The following is a 21,333-nucleotide window of genomic DNA, read 5'->3' as shown; positions in this document are numbered from 1 at the left end:
AGGAGGCAGGCCGGTTGCCGGCTTATTGGTAGACGACGCTGCCGTCGTTACCCTTGATCTGGGCGGTCCACATGGTTTCCACCATCTTCACCACGCTGTCGGGCATGGGCACGTATTCCAGGCTTGTGGCCAGGTCGTCACCCTTGGCATAACCCCAGGCGAAGAACTTCAACACTTCCTTGGCGGCCTGCGGATTGGCCTGTTCCTTGTGCATCAGGATGAAGGTGGCGGCGGTCATGGGCCAGGAGGTGGCGCCGGGCTGATCGTTGAGCATCAGCTTGAAGCCGGGGGCGTGGGCCCAGTCGGCATTGGCGGCAGCGGCCTGGAAGCTGTCCATGGTGGGTTTGACAAAGGCACCGGCCTTGTTTTGCATCTGGGTGTAGGTCAGGGCATTGGTGTTGGCGTAGGCGAACTCCACGTAGCCGATGGCCCCCTTGGTGCGTTTGACGAAGTTGGCGACGCCGGCGTTACCCTTGCCACCCAGCTGCTGGGCGGCCTTGGGCCAGGCGACTTCCTTGCCGGTGCCCACCTGGGCTTGCCAGTCACCGGAGACCCGAGTCAGGTAGTCGGTGAAGTTGAAGGTGGTGCCGGAACCATCGGATCTGTGCACGGCGAAGATGGGCAGGTGGGGCAGGGTCAGCTTGGGGTTGAGGGACTTGATGGCGCCATCATCCCAAAACTTGACCTTGCCCAGGTAGATGTTGGCCAGCAGTGTGCCGGAGAGCTTCATCTGGCCGGCGGCCACCCCAGGCAGGTTCACCACCGGCACTATGGAGCCCATCACAGCCGGGAACTGTACCAGCCCTTCCTTTTCCAACTCGCTTTGATCCAGCGGGGCGTCGGAGGCGCCGAAGTCCACGGTATTGGCGATGATCTGCTTGATGCCGCCGCCGGAGCCGATGGCCTGATAGTTCAGTTTGATGCCGGTTTCCTTGTTGTACTCCTCCGCCCACTTGGCGTAGACCGGGTAGGGGAAGGTGGCACCGGCACCGTTGATGACGGTGTCGGCAAAGGCGCCATGGGTGCCCACCAGGGCCATGCTGAGTACAACACCTTGAAGCAACGTTTTCATAGTGTTTCCTAAGTTCATGTTTTGGAATGTGGAAGGGGCAGGCCCCGGGCCCGGGGGACACCCAAGGTTTTAAAGCGTCAACTTGACGTTATTGTGACAACTGGCAAATTTTCACTTTTTGCGCTACGCAGAGTCTCGTTTGACTTCGATTTGGCGGCCGACATGCCCCGCCGTCGGATTTCGGGTACACTGGCCGGCCCCGTAACGGGCTGGCGCCAACCGCGATCCCAGATAGACCACACTGACTCCAGATAGATAAGACACCATGGCTACCGAACACGACCTCGCTTCCGTCTCCGCCCATGCTGGCGCGACGGCTTATCCCCCCTGCCGCTTCAGCGTCGCGCCCATGCTGGATTGGACCGATCGCCACTGCCGCTATTTTCACCGGCTGATGAGTCGGCAGGCCCTGCTCTACACCGAGATGGTGACCACCGGGGCCATACTGCAGGGCAAGGGCGACTATCTGGGGTATGACGCCGCCGAACATCCGTTGGCGTTGCAGCTGGGGGGCAGCGATCCCCAGGCCCTGGCGGCCTGTGCCAAGCTGGCCGAGGCGCGAGGCTATGACGAGGTGAACCTCAACGTCGGCTGTCCGTCGGATCGGGTGCAGAACGGGCGTTTCGGCGCCTGCCTGATGGGGGAGGCGGAGCTGGTGGCCCGCTGTGTGGCGGCCATGCGGGCGGTTGTGTCGATCCCGGTGACGGTGAAGACCCGCATCGGCATCGACGATCAAGACTCTTATGAGTTTCTCTGTCAGTTTATCGAGACGGTGGCGGCCGCCGGCTGCGAGAGCTTTATCGTCCACGCCCGCAAGGCCTGGCTCAGCGGCCTGAGCCCCAAGGAGAACCGCGAGATCCCCCCCCTGGACTACCCGCGGGTCTATCGGCTCAAGCAGGACTTTCCGCAGCTGACACTGGCCATCAACGGTGGCATCAGCAGCCTGGCCCAGGCCCAGGCGCACCTGCAGCACCTGGACGGGGTCATGCTGGGGCGCGAGGCCTATCAGAATCCCTATCTGTTGGCCCAGGTGGACCGCACCCTGTTTGGCAGTACGGCGCCCATCCTCAGCCGCCATCAGGTGGTGGAGGCCATGGTGCCCTACATAGAGGCCGAGCTGGTCAAGGGCAATCAGCTGGCCCATGTGACGCGCCACATGCTGGGCCTGTACCAGGGCATCCCCGGGGCCCGGGCCTGGCGCCGTTATCTCAGCGAACACGCCTGTCGTCGCGGCGCCGGGATCGAGGTGTTGTTGGCCGCCCGGGCCCAGGTGGAGGAATGTGATCCCACCGAGCAGGCAGACTGAATCCCACAGGCTATAGTCTAGCCATGATGGTTTTATGACCAGGAAGGGACGATATGAGTCTGCATCATAGCCTGCAACATGAGTTCCCGGAGTTTGCCGATAAGCTGGAGAGCCTGAAGTCCAGCGATCCGGATTTTGCTCAGGTCATCCATGAATACCACAGCCTGGATCACCGCATTCAGGGGCTGGCCTCCCGCTCCATCCCGGTGGGGGATGGCTACTTCGACTCCCTCAAGAAGCAGCGCCTGCTGCTCAAAGATTCCATCTACCAGCGGCTGCTGGACCACTAGTGGCGCTGGCCGGGCAGGTTCTGTCCGGCGCGGCCGATGGGCACCACCTTGTTTTCCTGCTCCAGCAGGATCAGCAGCGCCTCCTCGCGCATGGGCCGGGCCAGCAGATAGCCTTGGGCCATGTCGCAGCCTTTTTCCTGCAACAGCCGCAGTTGCTGCGGTGTCTCCACCCCTTCGGCGATCACCGACAGACTGAAGGCCTCCGCCAGCTGCAGTATGGAGTCCACCAGCTTGGGATTGCTCTCCAGCTGAACCGTGTAGCTGCGATCAATCTTGAGGGTGTCCAGTGGCAGGGCGGTGAGGTGGCTCAGGGATGCATAGCCGGTGCCGAAGTCATCCAGGGCGATCTCCACCCCTATCTGTTTGAGGGTGCTCACCATGCTGCGGGCCACGTCATCCAGTTCCACCAGGGCCGTCTCGGTGATCTCGATGCCGATGCGTTCCGGTGACAGATGATGGCGCTTGAGCATCAACTCCACCTGCCGGGGATAGTGGGGATTGGACAGCTCGGTGGCCGAGGCATTGATGGCTAGGCGAAAGTCGGCGAAGCGGGCCTGCTCCAGCCGGGCGAGAAACTGGCAGGCCTGCTCCAGCACCCAGAGGTCGATATCCAGGATCTGGCCCGAGTGTTCGGCGATGGCGATGAAGCGGTCCGGCGGTACCAGGCCAAACTCGGGGTGTTGCCAACGCAACAGCAGCTCGGCGCCGCAGATGCGCTGGGCCTGCAGATCATACTGGGGCTGAAACACCACATAGAGCTGGCGCATGGCGATGGCAAAACCCAGCTCGGACTCCAGCCACTTGTCCTCCCGCAGCCGGGCGGCGGTGGCGCCATCCAGTTGCAGCCAGTGGCTGCCGTGGCGCCGTTGGGCGTCATGCCGCGCCTGGCTGGCGGCCTGCATCAACTCCTCCACGTTGTCTGCCACCAATGGGTAGCTCACGATGCCGGCACTAAAGCGCAGGAACAGCTCATAGCTGCCCAGGTTGACCGGCAGCTTGAGCCGCTCGGCCAACTGTTCGCACAGCCGGGTGGCCAGCTTGATGGGCTGGGGCGCCTGGCGTTCCGTGAGGGTGAAGGCAAACTCGTCCGAGCCCACCCTGGCCATGCCGTGACGGGCCACCTCTTCCCCGGCATGACGCCGCAGGGTCTCGGTCAGCAGTTGGCCAAACAGCTGCAGGGCCTCGTCCCCCACCCGGTTGCCAAAGGTGCGATTGATGGCGCTCAGCTGCAGCAGCTTGAACTGGGTGAGGGCGAAGCCCTGGGCCTGGCCGGCGAGGCCGTGCAGGTGGCGGGCGAAGGCGGCGCGGTTGCCCATGCCGGTCAGGGGATCGAGGAAGGCGGACTGCTCCAGCTCCTGTTGCGAGGTCTCCAGACGGGACAGCATGCTGGCGAAGTGGTTGCGCAGCTCGCCCAGTTCGTCATCGGCCTTCACCAGGGGGATGTGATGGGTCTGCTGGGCCATCACCTGTTGCATCAGTTGGCGCAAGGCGTCGATGGGTTGCAGCACATGCCGCTTGAGGATCCAGGAGAGCAGGGCGGCCAGCGCCACCATGCTGATCCCCAGCCAGAGCAGGGTGACCTGGCGCAATTGCCTGGCCTGGGGGGAGAGCCCCTGGTGGGGCGACAGGCTCAGCAGCACCAGATCCAGGCCGATGGGGATGCGCTGGCTGTCATAGCCGGGGGGCAGCGGTTCCCCATGGGGTGTCCAACCCGGGGGTGTCTGGCCGGCGACCAACTGGTCACCCGGTCCCAGCAGCAGGGCATAGCCAGCCCCCGCCGGCAGGTTTTCCGGCCGCAGCATCAGGCCTTGGGGATCTAAGGTGAGGATCAGGGTGCCGGGGCTGGTCTCCCCGGGCAATGGGCTAGCCAAGGGCCAGGCCTGTTTGATGAGGTGGCGACCGCGCTGCTCGTCGAGGAACAGGCCTTGGGTGGGGACTGGCACACTCAGGCTGTGCAAGCGGTTGAGCAGCCGGATGTTGTTGTGATCCTCCCGGCTGGCACCGGTCTCCTGCTCCAGGCGCACCCAGGGCCTGTCCTGACTATCAAACAGTGCCAGCTGGCGCAGGTTTTCATCGTGCAGCAGCAGGCTCATGAAGCGCCGCTTGACCAGCGCCTGTAGCTGGGGGCGCCGAAAGGTCCCCTCGGGGGCGGCCAGCAGCCCCTGCAACTCGGCGCTGTCGGCCAGCTGTTGCAGCAACCGCTGATTATGGTCCAACTCGCTGAACAGTTGTTGGCGGATGGTGGCGGCCAGCAGGCTCTGCTGTTGCTGAGTCCGCTCCTGACTGAGGCTGTCGATCCGTTGCCAGGTCAGGTAACCCAGGGCCAGCAGGGGGAGCAGCAGGCCCGGCAGCAGTCGCCAGAGGAGTTTGCGCTTCAAGGTAGCCATGGCGGCGTCCTAACGGGCGTTCACTGTGGGTGTGGCGGCAGGGGGGTGTTGGCGCAGCATGCTTGTCATGGTGGCGATCCTGTCCACCAGCGGTGGAGTCGGTTGGTTACATAGGGTACGGCACCTTGGTTTCACTATAGTCCCGTCCTCTGCCGCACCGCCTGTCAGATTCGAAACTGGACAGATTCGTTTTTTGCCTTTACCGCCCCGAGGGCGGGAGGGAGATCACATGGCCTGCCGGAGGGCGGCGCAGAGACGGTGAGCGATTGTCGCCGGACGCCAGAGCTGCCAGGGTGCTCACGGTGAGGGGGGTGAGGGGCGTGCTAAAACTAGCCTATCGTGTCGTTGCCGGACAGAGAGGTTCCATGAGTTTGCAGCAAGAGGCGCCATTGGCCTATCAGGATGTGTTTGTGTGGGGGCCGCTGTATGAGACCGGCTTGCCTTTGATGGATACACAGCACCGCATGCTGGTGGAGCTCATCAATCAGCTGGGTCGCTACCGGGTGGAGGGCGCCGATGAACAGGCGCTGATGAACTGCTGCTGGTCTCTGCGGCAATACGCCCTCTACCACTTCTCCTGCGAGGAGCAGTTGCTGGAGGCCTGCGCCCTGTCGGAGGAGCACAAGGCGAGCCACCTGCGGCGCCATGGCGAGTTTGCCCAGGCCATCGATGGTCTGAGCGAGCAGGTGCGGCTTGACGTGGGCCAGGGGGCCGATGCCTTGCTGGGTTTTCTGGTGAAGTGGCTGGCATTGCACATCCTCACCGAGGACATGGCGCTGGCCGAGTCGCTGCAGCAGGAGGCGTCGAGCGGGGCATCCCGTAGCCAGGGGGTGCTTATCGAGGCCATCAGCCAGCTGTTTGACCGCCTGGTGAGCCAGCGGGGCTGGTTGGCGGATCGCTGCCGTCAACTGGGGGAGCAGCAGCGTCAGCAGGCCTATCGTCTCAGTCACGAGGATGTGCTCACCGGCCTGGCCAACCGTCGGGCGCTGCAGGAGCAATTGCCCCCCTTGCTGGCCGAGGCCCAGCGCACTGGCCAACCTCTGTGGCTGGTGCAGCTCAAACTGGAGCAGCTGGAGGCGGTGAATCAGCAGCTGGGCTGGGGCGCGGGGGATCAGTTGCTGCAGGCGCTGGCCCACCGGCTGACGGCGGAGGGGGCGGCGCTGGCGGCGCGGTTGGCGGACGCCCGCTTCGTGCTGGTGCTGAGCCCGCCGGCGGCGCAGCCGGTGCTGGCCGACTACCTGGCCCATCTGCAGGGGGAGCTGGGGATGGCTGTCTCCTTGCTGGAGGGGGCCGCCAGCTGGACGCCCCGCCTGCAGCTGGCGGCGGCCCGCTATCCCGAGGATGGCCTCTGTGCCGAGGCCCTGTTGCAGCAGACGCGGTGTTGAGGCCGCTCAGTCGGCGGGGGCCGCCTCCACCGCATCGTAAAATCGGCGGGCTATCGCGATAAACTCCGCCTCGATCTGGAAGAAGGCATCGACGATATCCGGATCAAAGTGACTGCCGCGCCCCTCGGCGATGATGGCGGCGGCCTGGTCGTGGGGCATGCCCCGTTTGTAGACCCGGTTGCTGATGAGGGCGTCGTACACGTCGGCCAGGGCCATCAGCCGAGCGGAGAGGGGAATGGCCTCGCCGGCCAGCCCCTGGGGATAGCCGGAGCCGTCCCATTTCTCGTGGTGGCCGTAGGCGATCTCCTTGGCGACCTGCAAGAAGGCTACCGAGGTGCCCAGGGCCTGCTCGGCATGCTCGATGGCCTGCAAACCCAAGACGGGGTGACGCTTCATCACCTCAAACTCTGCCGGTTCGAACCGGCCTGGCTTCAGCAGTATGCTGTCGGGGATACCCACCTTGCCGATGTCGTGCAGGGGCGCGGACTTGAACAGCATGGCGATCTGGTGGTCATCCAGGGCCGCGGCAAAGCGCGGATGCTGGCGCAGGGCCTCGGCCAGCGCCTTCACGTAGTACTGGGTGCGGCGGATATGGTTGCCGGTCTCGTTGTCCCGGGTTTCCGCCAGGGAGGCCATGGCCAGTATGGTGACATCCTGGATGGCCATCACCTCCTGGGTCCGTTTGGCCACCTCCTGCTCGAGAAAGTCGCTCTTGCTGCGCAGGAAGTCGGCGCTGGCCTTGAGGCTCAGGTGGGTTTTTACCCGTGCCAGCACCACAGGCGGGCTGATGGGCTTGGTGATGTAGTCCACCGCCCCCAGCTTGAGGCCCAGCGCCTCGTCTTCGACGCTGGCCTTGGCGGTGAGAAAGATGATGGGGATCCGGCGGGTGGCGGCATCCTGTTGCAGCCGGCGGCAGACCTCGTAGCCATCCAGCTCGGGCATCATGATATCCAGCAGTATGAGGTCGGGCTGGGGCTGCCCCTGGGCGATGCGCAGCGCCTTCTCCCCGTTGTTGGCCACCTTGACCTTGTACTGATCCTTGAGCAGGAAGCTCATCATGGTCAGGTTTTCCGGCGTGTCATCCACCACCAGTATGGTGGCCTTCTCCAGGGCGGGGGGGGTTGCCATGCTTAGCACTCCTCTTTCCAGGCGTTGACCAGGGTCAGCGCTTGTTCAAATTCAAACTGACGGATGGCCTCTTCCAGTTGGGCCAGGCGCCGGGGGGCCTGCTGCTGCAGGCTGGCCTGTTGCTCTTCCAGCACCGTCAGGGCCTCGGAGTCGTCATCGGCCAGCAGGCTGGCCAGGCGGTCGAGGATGGGGCGGATGTCGTTCACCAGGGGGCCCGCGGTCGTCGGCTCGGTCTGGCCGCCTAGCCACTGGGTCAGCTGCTGGCAGAGCCGTTGCAGCGGCGGCTCCAGGCGTTCGGTCAGCGCCGCCGTCGCCGCCTGCTGGCGGATGGCCTGCTCCAGTTCGGCCGCCTGGGCCTGCAGCTCGCTGGCGCCCAGGTTGCCGCACACGCCCTTGAGGGAGTGGGCCAGCCGTTCGGCCAGCGGAGCGTCGTCGTGGGCCAATGCCTGGCGGATGCGGGCCACGCAGTCCTGCTGGCTGCTGGCAAATTTCTCCAGCAGCCGCAGATAGAGCGGCCGATTGCCCATGACCCGGCTCAGGCCCAGTTGGGTATCCAGCCCCGCCAGTTGGGGCAGGGGGGCGGGCGTGGTGGGCGATGTCTCGCTGGTGGGCGGGCGCCGGGGTTCGGCCGCTTGGCGAGGCGGGATCCAGCGCAGCAGGGCCTGCCACAGCTGATCCGGCTCTATGGGTTTGCTGACAAAGTCATCCATGCCGGCCGCCAGGCACAGCTCCCGGTCCTGCTCCATGGCATTGGCGGTCATGGCCACCACCGGCAGCTTGGCCCATTGGGGCTGTTGCCGGAGGCGGCGGGTGGCCTCCAGGCCATCCATCACCGGCATCTGCATGTCCATCAATACCAGATCGTAGGCCTGCTGGGCCAGCTGTTGCAGCGCCGCCTGGCCATCGCCGGCGATATCCACCACGAAGCCGGCGTTGGCCAGCAGTTCGCTGGCTACTTCCTGATTGATGTCGTTGTCTTCCACCAGCAGCAGGCGGGCACCGGCGATGCTGGGCAGCTCGGCTTCGAGATGGCTGATGCTCCGCTGGCGCAGACGGGGGGGCGTGCTGCCTTCGACCCGGCCCGCCAGCAGGCGGATGGCGGTATCAAACAGCAGGGAGGGGGTCAGGGGTTTGAACAGGTGGGTGATGATGCGATCGCCCATCTGACTGTCATCCTCCACGGCGTGCTCGCTGCCGTGCACCAGCACCACGTGGGGCGGCGCGGCCAGGTCCAGCTTGGTCAGCTGGCTGAGGGTCTGCTGGCCGGACAGACCCGGCAACTCGCTCTTGATAAACATCAGGGCAAAGGGCTGGCCGGCTTGGCGCTGCTGCAACAGGGCCAGGGCGCTGGCGCCGTCTGCGGTCTGGCTGACCTCAAAGCGCAGGGCCTTGAGCATCTGGGTCACGGCGCTGGCGGCCTTGGGATTGTCCTCCACCACCAGCACTGGGACGCCCCGCAGATCCTGGCTGGGCAGCAGGGCCTCGGCGTTGGCCTGGCTGACGGGTTGCAGCCGGGCGGTGAACCAGAAGGTGCTGCCCCGGCCGTAGTGGCTTTCTACCCCCACCTCGCCGTGCATCAGTTCGGCCAGCTTGCGGGAGATGGCCAGTCCCAGGCCGGTGCCGCCATACTTGCGGGTGGTGGAGGCATCGGCCTGCTGGAAGCTCTGGAACAGGCGGGCCTGCTGTTGCTCGGTCAGGCCGATGCCGGTGTCGTGTACACCGAAATAGAGCAGTAGCCCCTGGTCATCCTGGGTCACCAGCCTGATCTCCAGGCGGATATCCCCCTGCTCGGTGAATTTGACCGCGTTGCTCATGTAGTTGATCAGGATCTGCCCCAGACGCAACTCGTCGCCGGTCAATTCGAAGGGCACGTCGGGGGCCACGTCGATGATGAATTCCAACCCCTTCTGGTAGGCCTTTTCCGCGGTGAGATCGATGATCCCCTCCAGCAGGCTGGCCAGGGCGAAGGGCTGGGGATGGAGGGCCAGTTTGCCGGCCTCGATCTTGGAGAAGTCCAGTACGTCGTTGATGACGCCCAGCAGATGCCGGCCCGAGCGATGGATCTTGTCCACAAAGCTGTTCTGGCGTGGTTCGAGATGGGTCTTTTGCAGCAGGTGCGCCAGCCCCAGAATGGCGTTGAGGGGCGTGCGGATCTCGTGGCTCATGTTGGCCAGAAAGTCGGACTTGATGCGGGCCGCCTCCTCCGCCAGCTCCTTGGCCTCGGCCATCTTGGCCTCCGCCTGCTTCTGGGCCGTGATGTCGACGAAGGTGCCGATCACCCCACCCGGCTGGCCGTCGGTCTTGCGGAAGGCGGAGACCCAATAGAGGGTCTGGTGCAGCAGGCCGTCGGCAAAGGGCGCCTGGGTCTCCCGCTGTGCCGAGCTGTTGTCCCGGATGAGGCGCAGATTCTCCGCGTGGTATTGCTGGCGCTCGGCCTCCGGCAGAAATGGCAGCTCCAGCACCGTCTTGCCGATCAGGGTCTGGGTATCCACACCGAAGGCCTGCCCGTAGGCCTTGTTGAAGCCGGCATAGTGGCCCTGGGCATCCTTGTAGAACAGGGGGTAGGGGATGGTATCCATCAGCACCCGTTGGAAGGCCAGCTGATCGGCCAGGGCCAGCTTGGCCTCCTGCTCGGCGGTGACATCCCGCCAGTAGCCGTTCCAGATGTAGTGCCCTGTGGTGGGCTCAGTGATCTCGGCTCGGGTCTCGATCCAGCGGATCCGCCGCTGTTCATCGATGATGCGGTAGAGCAGGTTGCGGTTGTCGGCGGCGTCCGTCTGCGCTCGCATCTGCTGCTGGGCCTGGTGAATGTCTTCCGGGTGCACCCTGGACCACCTGAGATCCGGATCGGCCATCAGCGCCTGGTTGTCCAGCCCCCACACCTGCTGGGAGCGGGCGCTGATGAAGGTGAAGTGTCCCGCCTCGCCCGGCACCATCTCGTAGCGAAACACGGCGCAGGGCACCGACTCCGTGATGTCGGTGATGAGCTTGCGGGAATATTCGGCCGCCGAGGTGATCTCCTCCAGCTCCCGGGTCCGCTCGAGGATCTTCTCCTCCAAGGTGTTGTTCAGCTGCTCCAACGCGTGGGTGGCGTCCTGCAGGTTGCGGCGCATCAGATCCTGGGCCGCCACCAGGGCCTGCAACTCGTGGATGTCGCTGCGCACCGTCACCGGGGTCTGCAGATCCATGTTGCCGATGCGGTGGCTCTCCAATACCAGGGCGCGCAGCTGGCCGGCGATACGGCGGGCGGAGGGGATGACGATGAGGGCGGCCAAGCTCAGGCAGGCCAGCAGTATGCCCAGCAGCATGAGCCACTCTTTGTGGCCCAAGAATAGGAAATCCGTGCGCGGGGCGTAGATCCCCAGCCAGATGCTCTCGTCTCCCAGGCTCAGGTTACGGAATTGGTGAAACCAGATGGTGCCGTCGGGAAGCCGGCTGCTGGCCAGCCGGTGATCGGGATGACCCTGGCGCAGCCAGTCCTGGGTGGCGGTTACCAGCACGGGATGCTGGGACTGCAGCACCGAGCTCATCAGCGCGGGGGCCGGGCGGTCCGCCGCCTGGTTATCCTCCAACACCCGTTCGGGCAGGGCCAGGCTGTGCTGCTGATTGTCGAACAGCACGGCGAAGCCGTGACGACTGACCTCCAACTGGCTGGTGTAACGGGAGATGTTCTGTAGGGTCACATCCAGTGCCAGCACGTAACGCTGGCCATCCAGGCCGACAAATTGGTGGCTGAGGGTGACGCCGGGCTTGCCGGAGGGATAGAAGATGTAGGGGGCGGTCCAATGCACCTTATCCGGGTCGGTCTGCGCCAGGGCGCCACGAAACCAGGGGCGGCTGGTGGTATCGAAGTCTTTGTCTGCGGTTTCAAGTGACACCTTTTGCAGCTGGCGATCCCAGTGCAGCAGGGCGATTTGCCGACCGTTTTGGGTGCGGCGGCTCAGGTGATTCAACGGCAGGCCCTGCTCGTCCCGCATCAACATGATGCCACTGCCATCCTCCCTGGCCAGGGCGATGGCGGTGACGTTGGCGTTGTTGTCGATAAACGGCAGGAAGAGGTTGTCCAGCATGGCGATCTGCTGGTTGTCGCCGTCCAGCATCTGCTGCAGCGTGGTGGTGTTCGGCACCAGCAGGTTGCGCCTGAGCACCCCTTCTATGGTCTGCAGCGTGGTGCGGGTGCTGTGTCCCAGCTCCACCATGCTGGCCTCCATCTCCGCCGCCGCCTGTTGCATCTGGGCATTGGCCACCCGCTCCACTGTGGGTCGGATGAGCAGGAAGTGGATCCCCAGGCCGAACAGCAGCAGGGCGCTCAGCACTATGCCGAAGGCGCGGGTCAGCATCATCTGCAAGAAAGAACGATGGGCGTTTTCCATCTTATCCTCGGCTCCCTAGGGGGAAAAAGTGAGACCAGGTCAGCGGCCGGCTAGGCCGGAATGCCCTCCAGCAGGCTGGCGGTGGCCGGTTCATCCAGCTGGCCGGGCGTCAGGTAGTCCTTGGCGTAGCGTTGGGGCAGGCCGGACTCCACAAACAGGCGGAACAGGGGACCGTCCAGATGGCGATCCTGCACCATGCGCGCCATGATCCCCAGGGCCTGACTCAGGGTCTTGCCCTCCTTGTAGGGGCGGTCGCTGGCGGTCAGCGCCTCGAACACATCGGCGATGGCCATCATGCGGGCCGGCAGGCTCAGCTCCTGCTCCCTCAGACGCTTGGGATAGCCGGTGCCGTCCAGCTTCTCGTGGTGCCCCCCGGCGATCTCCGGCACCGTCTGCAGGTGGCGCGGGAAGGGCAGGGTGGTGAGCATCTTGATGGTCTGGATCATGTGCTCGTTGATCTTGTAGCGCTCCTCTTCCGAGAGGGTGCCCCGGGCGATGCCCAGGTTGTACAGCTCGCCCCGGTTATAGAGGAACTGCGGCACCTTGACCTTGAAGCCCCAGGGGTTGTCGTCGGCCAGCTGTTCGGCGGCCGGGCGAGGGATGCAGTGCTCCGGCTTGTCGCTGAGCAGGGGTTCCTGACAGGGCAGGGGGGCGGCCGGCGTCGCGGCCTTGCGGGAGTACTCCTCGTGGGAGAGGCCAATACGGTCATCCAGGGTGCGCCACCAACGGCGCTGGGCGATGGCCGCCAGCTTGTCCAGTTTCTCGGGGGCCATGAATTCGCCGCCCTGATTGCATTGGGCCACGAAGGCGTACTCCTCATCCAACTGCTGCCAGAGGGGGGCCATGGCCTGGCGGACGGCCGCACTCTGGCCGGCGGGCAGGCTTGCCTCCAGCTGGGCGATATGGGCCTCGCGCTTCAATACCTCGAAGCGCATGCGCACCTCGTGAATGCGGTCGTACAGGGTCTCCAGCTTGGTGGCCTTGTCCACCACAAATTCCGGGGTGGTGACCTTGCCACAGTCGTGCAGCCAGCAGGCGATGTGCAGGGCCTCCTGCTCGTCGGCGTTGAGGTTGAAGCGGGCGAAGGGGCCGGCCTGCTGGTCGCAGGCGGCCTGGGCCAGCCACTTGGTCAGCACAGGCACCCGCTGGCAGTGGCCGCCGGTATAGGGACTCTTGGCGTCGATGGCGTTGGCGATGAGCTGGATCAGGGATTCCAGCAGCTGCTTTTGCTCCTCCAGCAGCCGCTGGGTGTCCAAGGCGGCGGCCACCGAGCCGCACAGGGCGCGGATCAGCCCCAGCTTGGCCTGCTGCTCCTGGGCCGAGCCCTGGGGCAGCAGCAGCAACAGGGTGGCGATGGGTTCGTCCCGCCGGTTGGTCAGGGACTCGCTCACCCGCCACAGGGGCCCGGGGTAGGGGCCCAGCTCGGCAAATTGTTGTTGCCAGCTGGATTCATCCAGCGCCACCGGGTCGTCATGGGCCAGCTCCTGCGCCAAGGGGGGCAGCTGGGTCAGCTCCTGCCCTAGCCACAGGCCGCGCCCCGTGGTCTCGCCCACAGGTTGCGCCAGGTAGAGCAGCACCCCTTCAGCCTGCACCAGGTTGCTGCTCTCCTCCAGGATGCGGGTCAGCAGCAGGGGGAAGTGGTGCTCACCGTGCAGGGCCTGGCCGATGGAGCGGAAGTTACCTATGGTGCGTTTCATCCGCACCATGGCGCGGGTCAGATCGGCAATCTCCTTGATGTGGCTGGATTTTAACGGGCGGTCGTTGAAGTCGAAGCGCCGGATGGCCTCGGCCTCCTGAGTCAAGGCGATCAGCGGCCGGGCGGTGCGTCGGGCCAGCCACCAGACGCTGGGCAGCATCAGCAGCATCACCAGGGCGGAGAGCAGCAGGTTGTGGCGAGCCTGAGTCAGGGCCGGGCCGTAGAGGCTCTCCTCGGTCTGCAGCATGGCCAGGTAGAGGGTGCCGCTGTGTGACGACTGTTTGGCCAGCTGATTGAGCACGCCGGTCCAGGGTTGTCCCTGGTCATCCGTCAGGGCCAGATGCTGTTGCCGATCGCTGGTCAGGGCGACTGCCAAAGAGAGGTGGGGGAAGATGCTGCCCTCGTATTCCGCCAGGTTCAGCAGGCGACGGTGGGCGGCGTCGGGCAGGGGGCGGGAGCCGGCCACCAGATGGCCGGCCTGATCAAACAGTGCCAGCTGGCCGGTGGGGGGCAGGGTCATGCCGGCCATCAGTGCCGACAGTTGGTTCATGCTCATGTCGGCCCCCAGCACGCCCTCGTCGGTGTTGAGGCTCAGCGTGGTGCCCACCTCACGGGTGGTGAAGAAGAAGTAGGGAGCCGAGATGACCACACCGGACTGCTGGCTGGCGGCGTGATACCAGGGCCGTTTTCTGGCATCGAAACGGTAGTCCGGCTGGTAGCGACGCTCCAGCAGCCGCAGCTGGTCGTCATAGAAGAGGTACACGGCCTCCATGCTGCCCGGCTTGGGCTGATCCAGGCTCTGTACCAGCAAAGTGGCGCCATCTGGGGCTGCCTCCTTGAGGGCCTGGCGGGCCTGGGTGGTCAGGCTGCGCAGCAGGAAAAAGTCGCCGTTGCTATAGCCCATGTAGACGGCCGAGACACTGGGGTTGCTGACCAGCAACTGCTGCAGCTCGGGCAGGCTGGCCAGCCGCTGGCTCAGGGTGCGGGCCGTGGTGAGACCGGACTGCCGCATCAGCCCCAAGGAGAGTTCTATGGGCTGATAGTGTCGCTCTATGGCCTCGCCCAGCAGCTGACGCTGCAGAGAAAACTGCTGTTCGGCCTGCAATCGGCTCTGACTCAGGGTGGTCTGGTAGCCCAGAGCGATCAGCACGGAGCCAAACAGCAGGAACAACCCGAGAAACAGGGCACCGATATGGATGTAGAGCGGGTAGAGCGGTAGGCGGTTGGGCATCACGTTCCCCTCGGCGGTGACATGGTCAAAACCTGAACGGCTTGAGCATGAACCGGGAGAAAATCAGCGTCAAACGGAATACCTCATTCGGCACCTTAAAATGATATTCCAGGCGAAAATTGCGCATCATCAACCGCTTGGCGCCGAACCCTGGCGAGCATCATCATAAACAGATGCGGCCTCATCAGACAGTGTCTTAGGGGATGTGGCACTGAATCGCTACCGATTTTCTAGACACCTCGCAGTTAGAGACATTAACGCAAAGACAGGGGTTCTAATGTGCGCAAAACGCTCGCCCGACCAGTTCAAAATCGACGCCGTTAAGCAGGTGACCGATCGCGATCATTCTGTGGCCGACGTGCTCAAACGGCGTAACATCACCAACTGCAAGACTCGCTAGATTTCACCCTGTGAGTGCACAGAGGGTGCCAAGAGTCAGGCTAACCGGCCATCGTCAAGCATTCACACAGCCACACCACAGTCCCTGAATTGCAGCTTCCAGCGCGCTGCGCCTTGGCTACGGATGCGCTGTTGTTGGGTTGCAAACGGAGCCTTGTGTGCCGGTGAGCCCATTGTCGGCACCCTTACCAAGCGCTGGAACGAGGTAATGGATCTGCGGCGGGACGCGGTCAGGATGAGGGTGCCGGGCCGATAAGAGCACCCTCCCCCGCGGGGGACCCAAGGCCACGCCGGGTAGGCAAGAAATGATCTGCATCAATGCATGACATGATTGGCGATTAACCTGTTGAATTCACCAGACGGTCGGTCAAGAATGCCGCTATGCAGCATATCGCAACCAGCAAGCGGCGAGGACGGCCGCCGAAATCCTCGCTTGAGCGGGACGAGATCCGAGCCGGCCTGATCCGGGCGGGCACCGTTGCGCTGACGGAATACAACTTCTCCCTGGCGGGGATCGACGGCATCCTGCGGCAGGTGGGGGTGCCGAAGGGATCGTTCTACCAGTACTTCGACAGCAAGGAGCACTTCGGCCTGGCGATACTGGACGATTATGCCGGCTACTTTGCCCACAAGCTCAACAAGACCCTGGGCAACAAGAGCCTGGCTCCTCTGGATCGCGTTCGGGCGTTCGAGGAGAACGTCTGCGAAAGCATGGCGCGCTTCCAGTTCAAGCGGGGCTGCATCGTGGGCAACATGGCCCAGGAGATCGGCGGTATCCCCGAGGTTTTCCGGGCCCGTCTGGACGGCATCATCCAGGATTGGCAGGCGCTGCTAGCGTCCTGCCTCAGGGATGCTGTGGCGTCGGGTGAGCTGAGCGAAAACACCGACTGCGACGAGTTGGCGGAATTTTTCTGGACGGGTTGGGAAGGCGCAGTGATGCGGGCAAAGCTGCGCGCCGAGCGTACCCCGCTTGACATCTTTGTGCGCAATTTCCTGGCGGGGCTGCCCCGCTAATTTTTTATCTTTTTATAGACGACTGGTCATGAATAGGACCCTCATGTTCAAAGTGGCCGTCACTGGCAAAGATTCCAACGGATATAGCCGCGTTGTCAGCGGTTGGATGAAAGCCAACTGCCGGCGGGCGATCGATGTGCTCGTCGATGTGGAATATTCGTCGTTGAGCTACAAGGATGCGCTGGCGATCACCGGTGAGGGTCCCATCATCCGCGCCTTTCCCATGAGCCCGGGCATTGACTTCGCCAGCACGGTCAGCCAGAGCGACAGCGACGCCTTCAAGGTCGGCGACAAGGTGCTGCTGACCGGCTGGGGGGAGGGCGAGACGCACTGGGGGGGCCTGGCCCAGGATCTGGTTTTGGTCGGCAGCGTCGCGCCCTTCATTCTGCGCAACGTGACCCTGGCCGGCGTGGACAGCGTCACCTACCCCCAGGAGAAACGGCAGGCGGCCTGGAATTATCTGGTCGAGTTGGTTCCCCCGCCGGTGCTGGCGGCAATCAGTTCCACCCATGGCCTGGATGGGGCGATTTCCCGGGCGGAGCCGTTGTCGCAAGGGCAGATCCGGAGCCGGGTCGTCATCGCCTGCAACCCCTAGCCGTCGTTTTGGCTCGCCGACAGGGAAGGCACGCTACCGTCATCCATCGTGTTTTATCTGAGAATACATTTGCAAAAGGAAAGTTTATGAATCAGTTAATCAAAGAAATAGTATTTCAATCAGGGATTAAACTAAAAAATCGTATTGTGATGGCACCAATGACGATTCAGTCTGCTTTTTTTGATGGCGGTGTGACGCAAGAGATGATCACCTATTACGGTTCACGTTCTGGTGATGCCGGCGCAATCATTGTTGAAAGTGCATTTGTTGAAAATTATGGTCGTGCTTTTCCTGGTGCGTTAGGGATTGATACGGATAGCAAAGTGGCTGGCTTGCAAAAGTTAGCTGATGCGATCAAGGCAAAAGGCTCAAAAGCGATATTGCAGATCTATCACGCAGGACGTATGGCGAATCCGGAATACAACGGTGGGCACCACCCCATCTCGGCAAGTCCTGTTGCAGCACTTCGTGATAATGCAGCAACACCACTTGAAATGACCGAAGCTCAGATCGAAACAATGATTGAACACTTTGGTAATGCTGCCCGTCGCGCAATTCTGGCTGGCTTTGATGGTGTTGAGATCCATGGCGCTAACACTTACCTCATTCAGCAATTTTTCTCACCACACTCAAACCGTAGAAATGATAAATGGGGTGGAAGCATAGAAAAACGGACCACCTTCCCACTTGCTGTTTTGGAAAAGGTCAAGCAGGTGGCCCTGTCCCATGAAAAAACAAATTTCATTATCGGTTATCGATTCTCGCCAGAAGAGCTAGAGGAACCGGGAATCCGCTTCAGCGATACCATGTATCTTTTGGATAAACTCGCAACCCATGGCTTGGATTATTTCCACTTCTCTATGGGCAGCTGGGCGCGCAACTCCATTGTAGAGCCAGAAGATAAGGAACCACTCATCACTAAGTATCGTCAACTTCAGTCGGAAAGTGTAGCAAAAGTGCCAGTGATTGGCGTGGGTGGCATTGCCCAACGTACCGATGCAGAAAAGGCGCTCTCACAGGGTTACGATATAGTGAGTGTAGGTAAAGGCTATCTGGTTGAGCCGACTTGGGCTGCTAAGGCTCTAAATGATGAACCATGTGCAGAATTTGCTGATATTGCCCAACAGGGAGAATTGCAAATACCTACCCCGCTTTGGGATATCATGGACTATATGATTGTCGATAGTGCAGCTGAAGCACTAAAACACCAACGAATTAAAGAACTGCAAAACGTTAAAATTGAATTTAAACCGGGTGAGTATACAGCTTATGGACGAGGTCATAACAGCGACTTACCGGTAACTGTGACCTTTTCTGAAGATAAGATCCTTGAGATTTCCGTTGATTCATCAAAAGAGTCAGATGGCATTGCTAATCCAGCATTTGAGCGTATTCCTCAACAAATTATCAATGACCAAACTTTAAATATTGACGTGATTTCTGGCGCGACGGTAAGTAGCCAGGCGGTCATTGATGGTGTTTCTAATGCAGTTGACCTAGCGGGCGGTAACTCTGAAGCACTTCGTTGTAAAGCAAGAAAAGCAGTTGAATGGTCATCTGAAACCATCGAAGAAACAGTCGATATCGTGGTTGTTGGTGGCGGCGGTGCAGGCTTGAGTGCAGCCCTTACAGCCCTTGATAAAGGCAGGTCAGTTATTTTGCTAGAAAAATTCCCTGCGATTGGTGGTAACACAGTGCGCACTGGTGGCTGGGTAAATGCGGCAGAGCCTGAGTGGCAGAATGACTTCCGAGCTCTACCGGGAGAAAAAGAAAACTTGATGGCGCTTGCTGATACGCCGGAGTCAGAGTTTGTAGATGGGTATCTTGCTGATTTTAAAATACTTAAAGAACAGCTTGATAGCTACTTTGTCGATGTGGCAAATGGTAAAAACTATCTGTTTGACTCTGTTGAACTACATCGAATCCAGACTTACCTGGGCGGTAAACGTACCGATCTAAATGGTCAATCGATCTACGGTCAATACGACTTAGTGGAAACCTTAACTTCGAATGCCATGGCGTCAATTAATTGGTTGAGTGATAAAGGTATCGACTTTGATCGCAGAGTGGTGGAAATTCCTGTAGGTGCATTGTGGCGTCGCGCGCACAAACCAAAACGTCCTAAAGGCGTTGAATTTGTTGATAAACTACAAAAGCGAATTCAAGAGAAAGGAGGCAGGATAATCACAGATACCCGTGCAACGGATCTGATTGTTGAAGATGGTAACGTGGTTGGTATCAAGGCAATACAGGCAAACGGTACCAAGCTAGTACTGAGTGTAAATAATGGTGTTGTTCTCGCATCAGGTGGGTTCGGTGCAAACACGCAGATGATCAAAAAATACAATACCTACTGGAGAGAAATTTCAGATGATATTAAAACAACCAACTCTCCAGCACTCATTGGTGACGGCATCGCGATTGGTGAGAAAGTCGGTGCAGAGTTAGTGGGTATGGGCTTTGTTCAGTTAATGCCGATAGGCGACCCGAAATCTGGCGCACTGTTGACAGGATTGATCGTACCACCTGAGAACTTTGTTTTTGTTAACCAACAAGGTAAGCGCTTTATTGATGAGTGCGGAAGCCGTGATGTACTCGCTGAGGCCTTTTTTGATAACGGTGGCATCATATATATGATTGCCGATGAGAAGATTCGTCAGACGGCAGCAAATACATCTGATGAAACCATCGAACGAGAAATTAAAGAAGGCATCATCATTCAAGCGGACACACTTGATGAGCTGGCTGAGAAAATTGGTGTGCCGGCGGCTGAATTAATTGCAACTATTCAGCAGTACAACACCTATGTAGAACAAGGTCATGATCCTGAATTCCATAAGAGTGCTTTCGGCTTGAAAGTGGAACAAGGACCATTCTACGCAACACCACGGCAACCATCGGTGCACCACACGATGGGGGGGCTCAAAATCGATACTAAAGCCCGTGTTATTAGTAAGGAAGGCAACATTATTCCTGGCTTGTATGCGGCAGGTGAAGTGGCTGGTGGTATCCACGCAGGTAACCGTTTGGGTGGAAACGCATTAATTGATATTTTCACTTATGGTCGAATTGCGGGTGAGAGCGTAGCTGAGCAGATTTAATTTCAGTGAATTGTCATAAATCAGAGGGACTATGCTTCCCTCTGATTTATTAATTTCATGCTAATTCGCAAAATATTAAAATGACAAAATATCAAACCAGATTCCAAATGATGGGGACATTTATTGATTTAATGATTTACCATCCAAATGGTGAGCAGCTCATCAAGGACGCCTACATTCAACTCTATCAATATGCCCGACGATTTACAGTGAATCAGCCTGATTCTGAATTAATGTACGTGAATAAAAATGCGGGCGTTGCACCAATTGTTGTGCGGCCTGATCTTTTCCAGCTGATTACAATAGCTAAAGAGATCAGCATGGATGCAGCGAACCCCTTTAATATTGCCATTGGTCCTCTGGTCAAAACGTGGCGCATCGGTTTTAAAAATGCCAAAGTACCTATGCGAGATGAAATATCAGCAAAACTTCCTTTGGTTGATCCAAAAAATATTTTCCTGAATGAACATGATCAGTCTGTTTACCTTGCTCAACCAAACATGGAGATTGATTTAGGGGCAATAGCAAAAGGTTACTTTGCAGATGAAGTAAAAAAGAAATTAGTCAACGCCGGTGTTGAACATGGTTTCATTAACTTAGGGGGGAATGTATTAACCATTGGTCATTCACCTAATAACACTAATCGAGCATGGAATGTGGGTATTCAAAATCCTTTGGCTGAACGTGGGTCGGTAGTTCGCGTTATTCCTCTTAAGGGCTGTTCCATGGTCACTTCCGGTATCAATGAACGTTTCTTCGAAGTCAATGGTCAACGTTATCATCACCTACTTGATACTCAGACGGGAATGCCAATTTCAACGGATATAGCCAGCATTACGATCATTTCCAAACATTCGATAGATGGTGAAATTTGGAGTACAGCTGGATTTTTATCATGCACTCATGATGCCATTTTTTACTTAAACCAACAAACTGATATTGAAGCTGTAGTGATTTCTAAATCCGGGCAAATTCATGTTACTGATGGCTTAATTGATGATGGGGCTCATATTTTTATTTGTGATGGTAAATCACCTTGGCAAGCGTGGGCCTATGAGAGTTGATAGCGCTGGCCATTGTTAATGGAATGGTCGCGCGACTCACTGTGACGATTCATCGTCCCACTTTGGCATATCGGATGCCGATTTGAGAGGGAGCGCCCATTCCATTAACAACGCCGCCTGACCGAGTTACGAACTGCCTGGTAGCCATTAAAACTGCGGATTCAATGGTGGGTTTAAAACTAAAAAGGCGCCTGCGTTATTCGCAAGGCGCCTTTATTTTCAACGGCTTAACTAAGTTGTCTTAGTTCATGCCGTACTATCTTACCGGTATTCCAAATCAGTCCAAACCTGT

The 21,333-nt window shown here is 60.0% G+C and carries 12 protein-coding genes; 7 read left to right on the top strand and 5 right to left on the bottom strand.

The window, feature by feature from the left end:
* Positions 1-22: 22 nt before the first annotated feature.
* A complete protein-coding gene (pstS, locus tag ABHF91_RS13840) occupies positions 23-1,072 on the bottom strand; it encodes a phosphate ABC transporter substrate-binding protein PstS (protein WP_409420847.1) in 1,050 nt (349 codons plus the stop codon).
* Between the two features lie 265 nt (positions 1,073-1,337).
* On the opposite strand from pstS, the gene dusA reads away from it, so the two are divergent.
* Together dusA and ABHF91_RS13830 are read left to right on the top strand one after the other, a co-directional pair.
* Complete coding sequence (dusA, locus tag ABHF91_RS13835) at positions 1,338-2,378, top strand: tRNA dihydrouridine(20/20a) synthase DusA (RefSeq protein WP_409420846.1); 1,041 nt, start codon at positions 1,338-1,340, stop codon at positions 2,376-2,378.
* A gap of 53 nt (positions 2,379-2,431) precedes the next feature.
* On the top strand, positions 2,432-2,668 hold the full coding sequence (locus tag ABHF91_RS13830; protein WP_409420845.1) for a YdcH family protein: 237 nt from the start codon (positions 2,432-2,434) through the stop codon (positions 2,666-2,668).
* On the opposite strand, the gene ABHF91_RS13825 is transcribed toward ABHF91_RS13830, so the two are convergent.
* A complete protein-coding gene (locus ABHF91_RS13825; RefSeq protein ID WP_409420844.1) occupies positions 2,665-5,055 on the bottom strand; it encodes a putative bifunctional diguanylate cyclase/phosphodiesterase in 2,391 nt (796 codons plus the stop codon). The genes ABHF91_RS13830 and ABHF91_RS13825 overlap by 4 nt on opposite strands.
* Positions 5,056-5,420: 365 nt before the next feature.
* On the opposite strand from ABHF91_RS13825, the gene ABHF91_RS13820 reads away from it, so the two are divergent.
* On the top strand, positions 5,421-6,440 hold the full coding sequence (locus tag ABHF91_RS13820) for a hemerythrin domain-containing protein (RefSeq protein ID WP_409420843.1): 1,020 nt from the start codon (positions 5,421-5,423) through the stop codon (positions 6,438-6,440).
* Positions 6,441-6,446: 6 nt separating this feature from the next.
* On the opposite strand, the gene ABHF91_RS13815 is transcribed toward ABHF91_RS13820, so the two are convergent.
* From ABHF91_RS13815 to ABHF91_RS13805, 3 genes are read right to left on the bottom strand one after another with little or no spacing between them, the layout of a single operon-like run.
* Positions 6,447-7,568, bottom strand: a complete 1,122-nt coding sequence (locus tag ABHF91_RS13815; RefSeq protein WP_409420842.1) for a two-component system response regulator — start codon at positions 7,566-7,568, stop codon at positions 6,447-6,449.
* Between the two features lie 2 nt (positions 7,569-7,570).
* Positions 7,571-11,941 carry a response regulator gene (locus ABHF91_RS13810; protein ID WP_409420841.1) on the bottom strand — a complete coding sequence of 1,457 codons (4,371 nt, stop codon included), beginning with the start codon at positions 11,939-11,941 and terminating at the stop codon, positions 7,571-7,573.
* Positions 11,942-11,991: 50 nt separating this feature from the next.
* A complete protein-coding gene (locus ABHF91_RS13805) occupies positions 11,992-14,868 on the bottom strand; it encodes an HD domain-containing phosphohydrolase (RefSeq protein WP_409420840.1) in 2,877 nt (958 codons plus the stop codon).
* Between the two features lie 780 nt (positions 14,869-15,648).
* Between ABHF91_RS13805 and ABHF91_RS13800 the strand changes: the two genes are divergently transcribed.
* From ABHF91_RS13800 to ABHF91_RS13785, 4 genes are all read left to right on the top strand, one after another.
* Positions 15,649-16,281 (top strand): TetR family transcriptional regulator C-terminal domain-containing protein, encoded by a 633-nt coding sequence (locus ABHF91_RS13800; RefSeq protein WP_409420839.1) that lies wholly within the window; start codon positions 15,649-15,651, stop codon positions 16,279-16,281.
* A 43-nt stretch (positions 16,282-16,324) separates the two neighbouring features.
* Positions 16,325-16,876 carry an alcohol dehydrogenase catalytic domain-containing protein gene (locus ABHF91_RS13795; RefSeq protein WP_409420838.1) on the top strand — a complete coding sequence of 184 codons (552 nt, stop codon included), beginning with the start codon at positions 16,325-16,327 and terminating at the stop codon, positions 16,874-16,876.
* Positions 16,877-16,962: 86 nt separating this feature from the next.
* On the top strand, positions 16,963-19,977 hold the full coding sequence (locus tag ABHF91_RS13790) for a flavocytochrome c (protein ID WP_409420837.1): 3,015 nt from the start codon (positions 16,963-16,965) through the stop codon (positions 19,975-19,977).
* 80 nt (positions 19,978-20,057) lie between these two features.
* Positions 20,058-21,041 carry an FAD:protein FMN transferase gene (locus tag ABHF91_RS13785; protein WP_409420836.1) on the top strand — a complete coding sequence of 328 codons (984 nt, stop codon included), beginning with the start codon at positions 20,058-20,060 and terminating at the stop codon, positions 21,039-21,041.
* Positions 21,042-21,333: the final 292 nt, after the last annotated feature.

The organism is Pseudaeromonas aegiceratis (assembly GCF_046254905.1).
Lineage (GTDB): Bacteria > Pseudomonadota > Gammaproteobacteria > Enterobacterales > Aeromonadaceae > Pseudaeromonas > Pseudaeromonas aegiceratis.
This window is presented reverse-complemented; position numbering and strand designations above follow the sequence as displayed.

What these genes read in the sequence shown, in the direction of transcription:
- pstS (WP_409420847.1), bottom strand. Translation starts at nt 1,072, where the DNA reads ATGAAAACGTTGCTTCAAGGTGTTGTACTCAGCATGGCCCTGGTGGGC.
- dusA (WP_409420846.1), top strand. Translation starts at nt 1,338, where the DNA reads ATGGCTACCGAACACGACCTCGCTTCCGTCTCCGCCCATGCTGGCGCG.
- ABHF91_RS13830 (WP_409420845.1), top strand. Translation starts at nt 2,432, where the DNA reads ATGAGTCTGCATCATAGCCTGCAACATGAGTTCCCGGAGTTTGCCGAT.
- ABHF91_RS13825 (WP_409420844.1), bottom strand. Translation starts at nt 5,055, where the DNA reads ATGGCTACCTTGAAGCGCAAACTCCTCTGGCGACTGCTGCCGGGCCTG.
- ABHF91_RS13820 (WP_409420843.1), top strand. Translation starts at nt 5,421, where the DNA reads ATGAGTTTGCAGCAAGAGGCGCCATTGGCCTATCAGGATGTGTTTGTG.
- ABHF91_RS13815 (WP_409420842.1), bottom strand. Translation starts at nt 7,568, where the DNA reads ATGGCAACCCCCCCCGCCCTGGAGAAGGCCACCATACTGGTGGTGGAT.
- ABHF91_RS13810 (WP_409420841.1), bottom strand. Translation starts at nt 11,941, where the DNA reads ATGGAAAACGCCCATCGTTCTTTCTTGCAGATGATGCTGACCCGCGCC.
- ABHF91_RS13805 (WP_409420840.1), bottom strand. Translation starts at nt 14,868, where the DNA reads ATGCCCAACCGCCTACCGCTCTACCCGCTCTACATCCATATCGGTGCC.
- ABHF91_RS13800 (WP_409420839.1), top strand. Translation starts at nt 15,649, where the DNA reads ATGCAGCATATCGCAACCAGCAAGCGGCGAGGACGGCCGCCGAAATCC.
- ABHF91_RS13795 (WP_409420838.1), top strand. Translation starts at nt 16,325, where the DNA reads ATGTTCAAAGTGGCCGTCACTGGCAAAGATTCCAACGGATATAGCCGC.
- ABHF91_RS13790 (WP_409420837.1), top strand. Translation starts at nt 16,963, where the DNA reads ATGAATCAGTTAATCAAAGAAATAGTATTTCAATCAGGGATTAAACTA.
- ABHF91_RS13785 (WP_409420836.1), top strand. Translation starts at nt 20,058, where the DNA reads ATGACAAAATATCAAACCAGATTCCAAATGATGGGGACATTTATTGAT.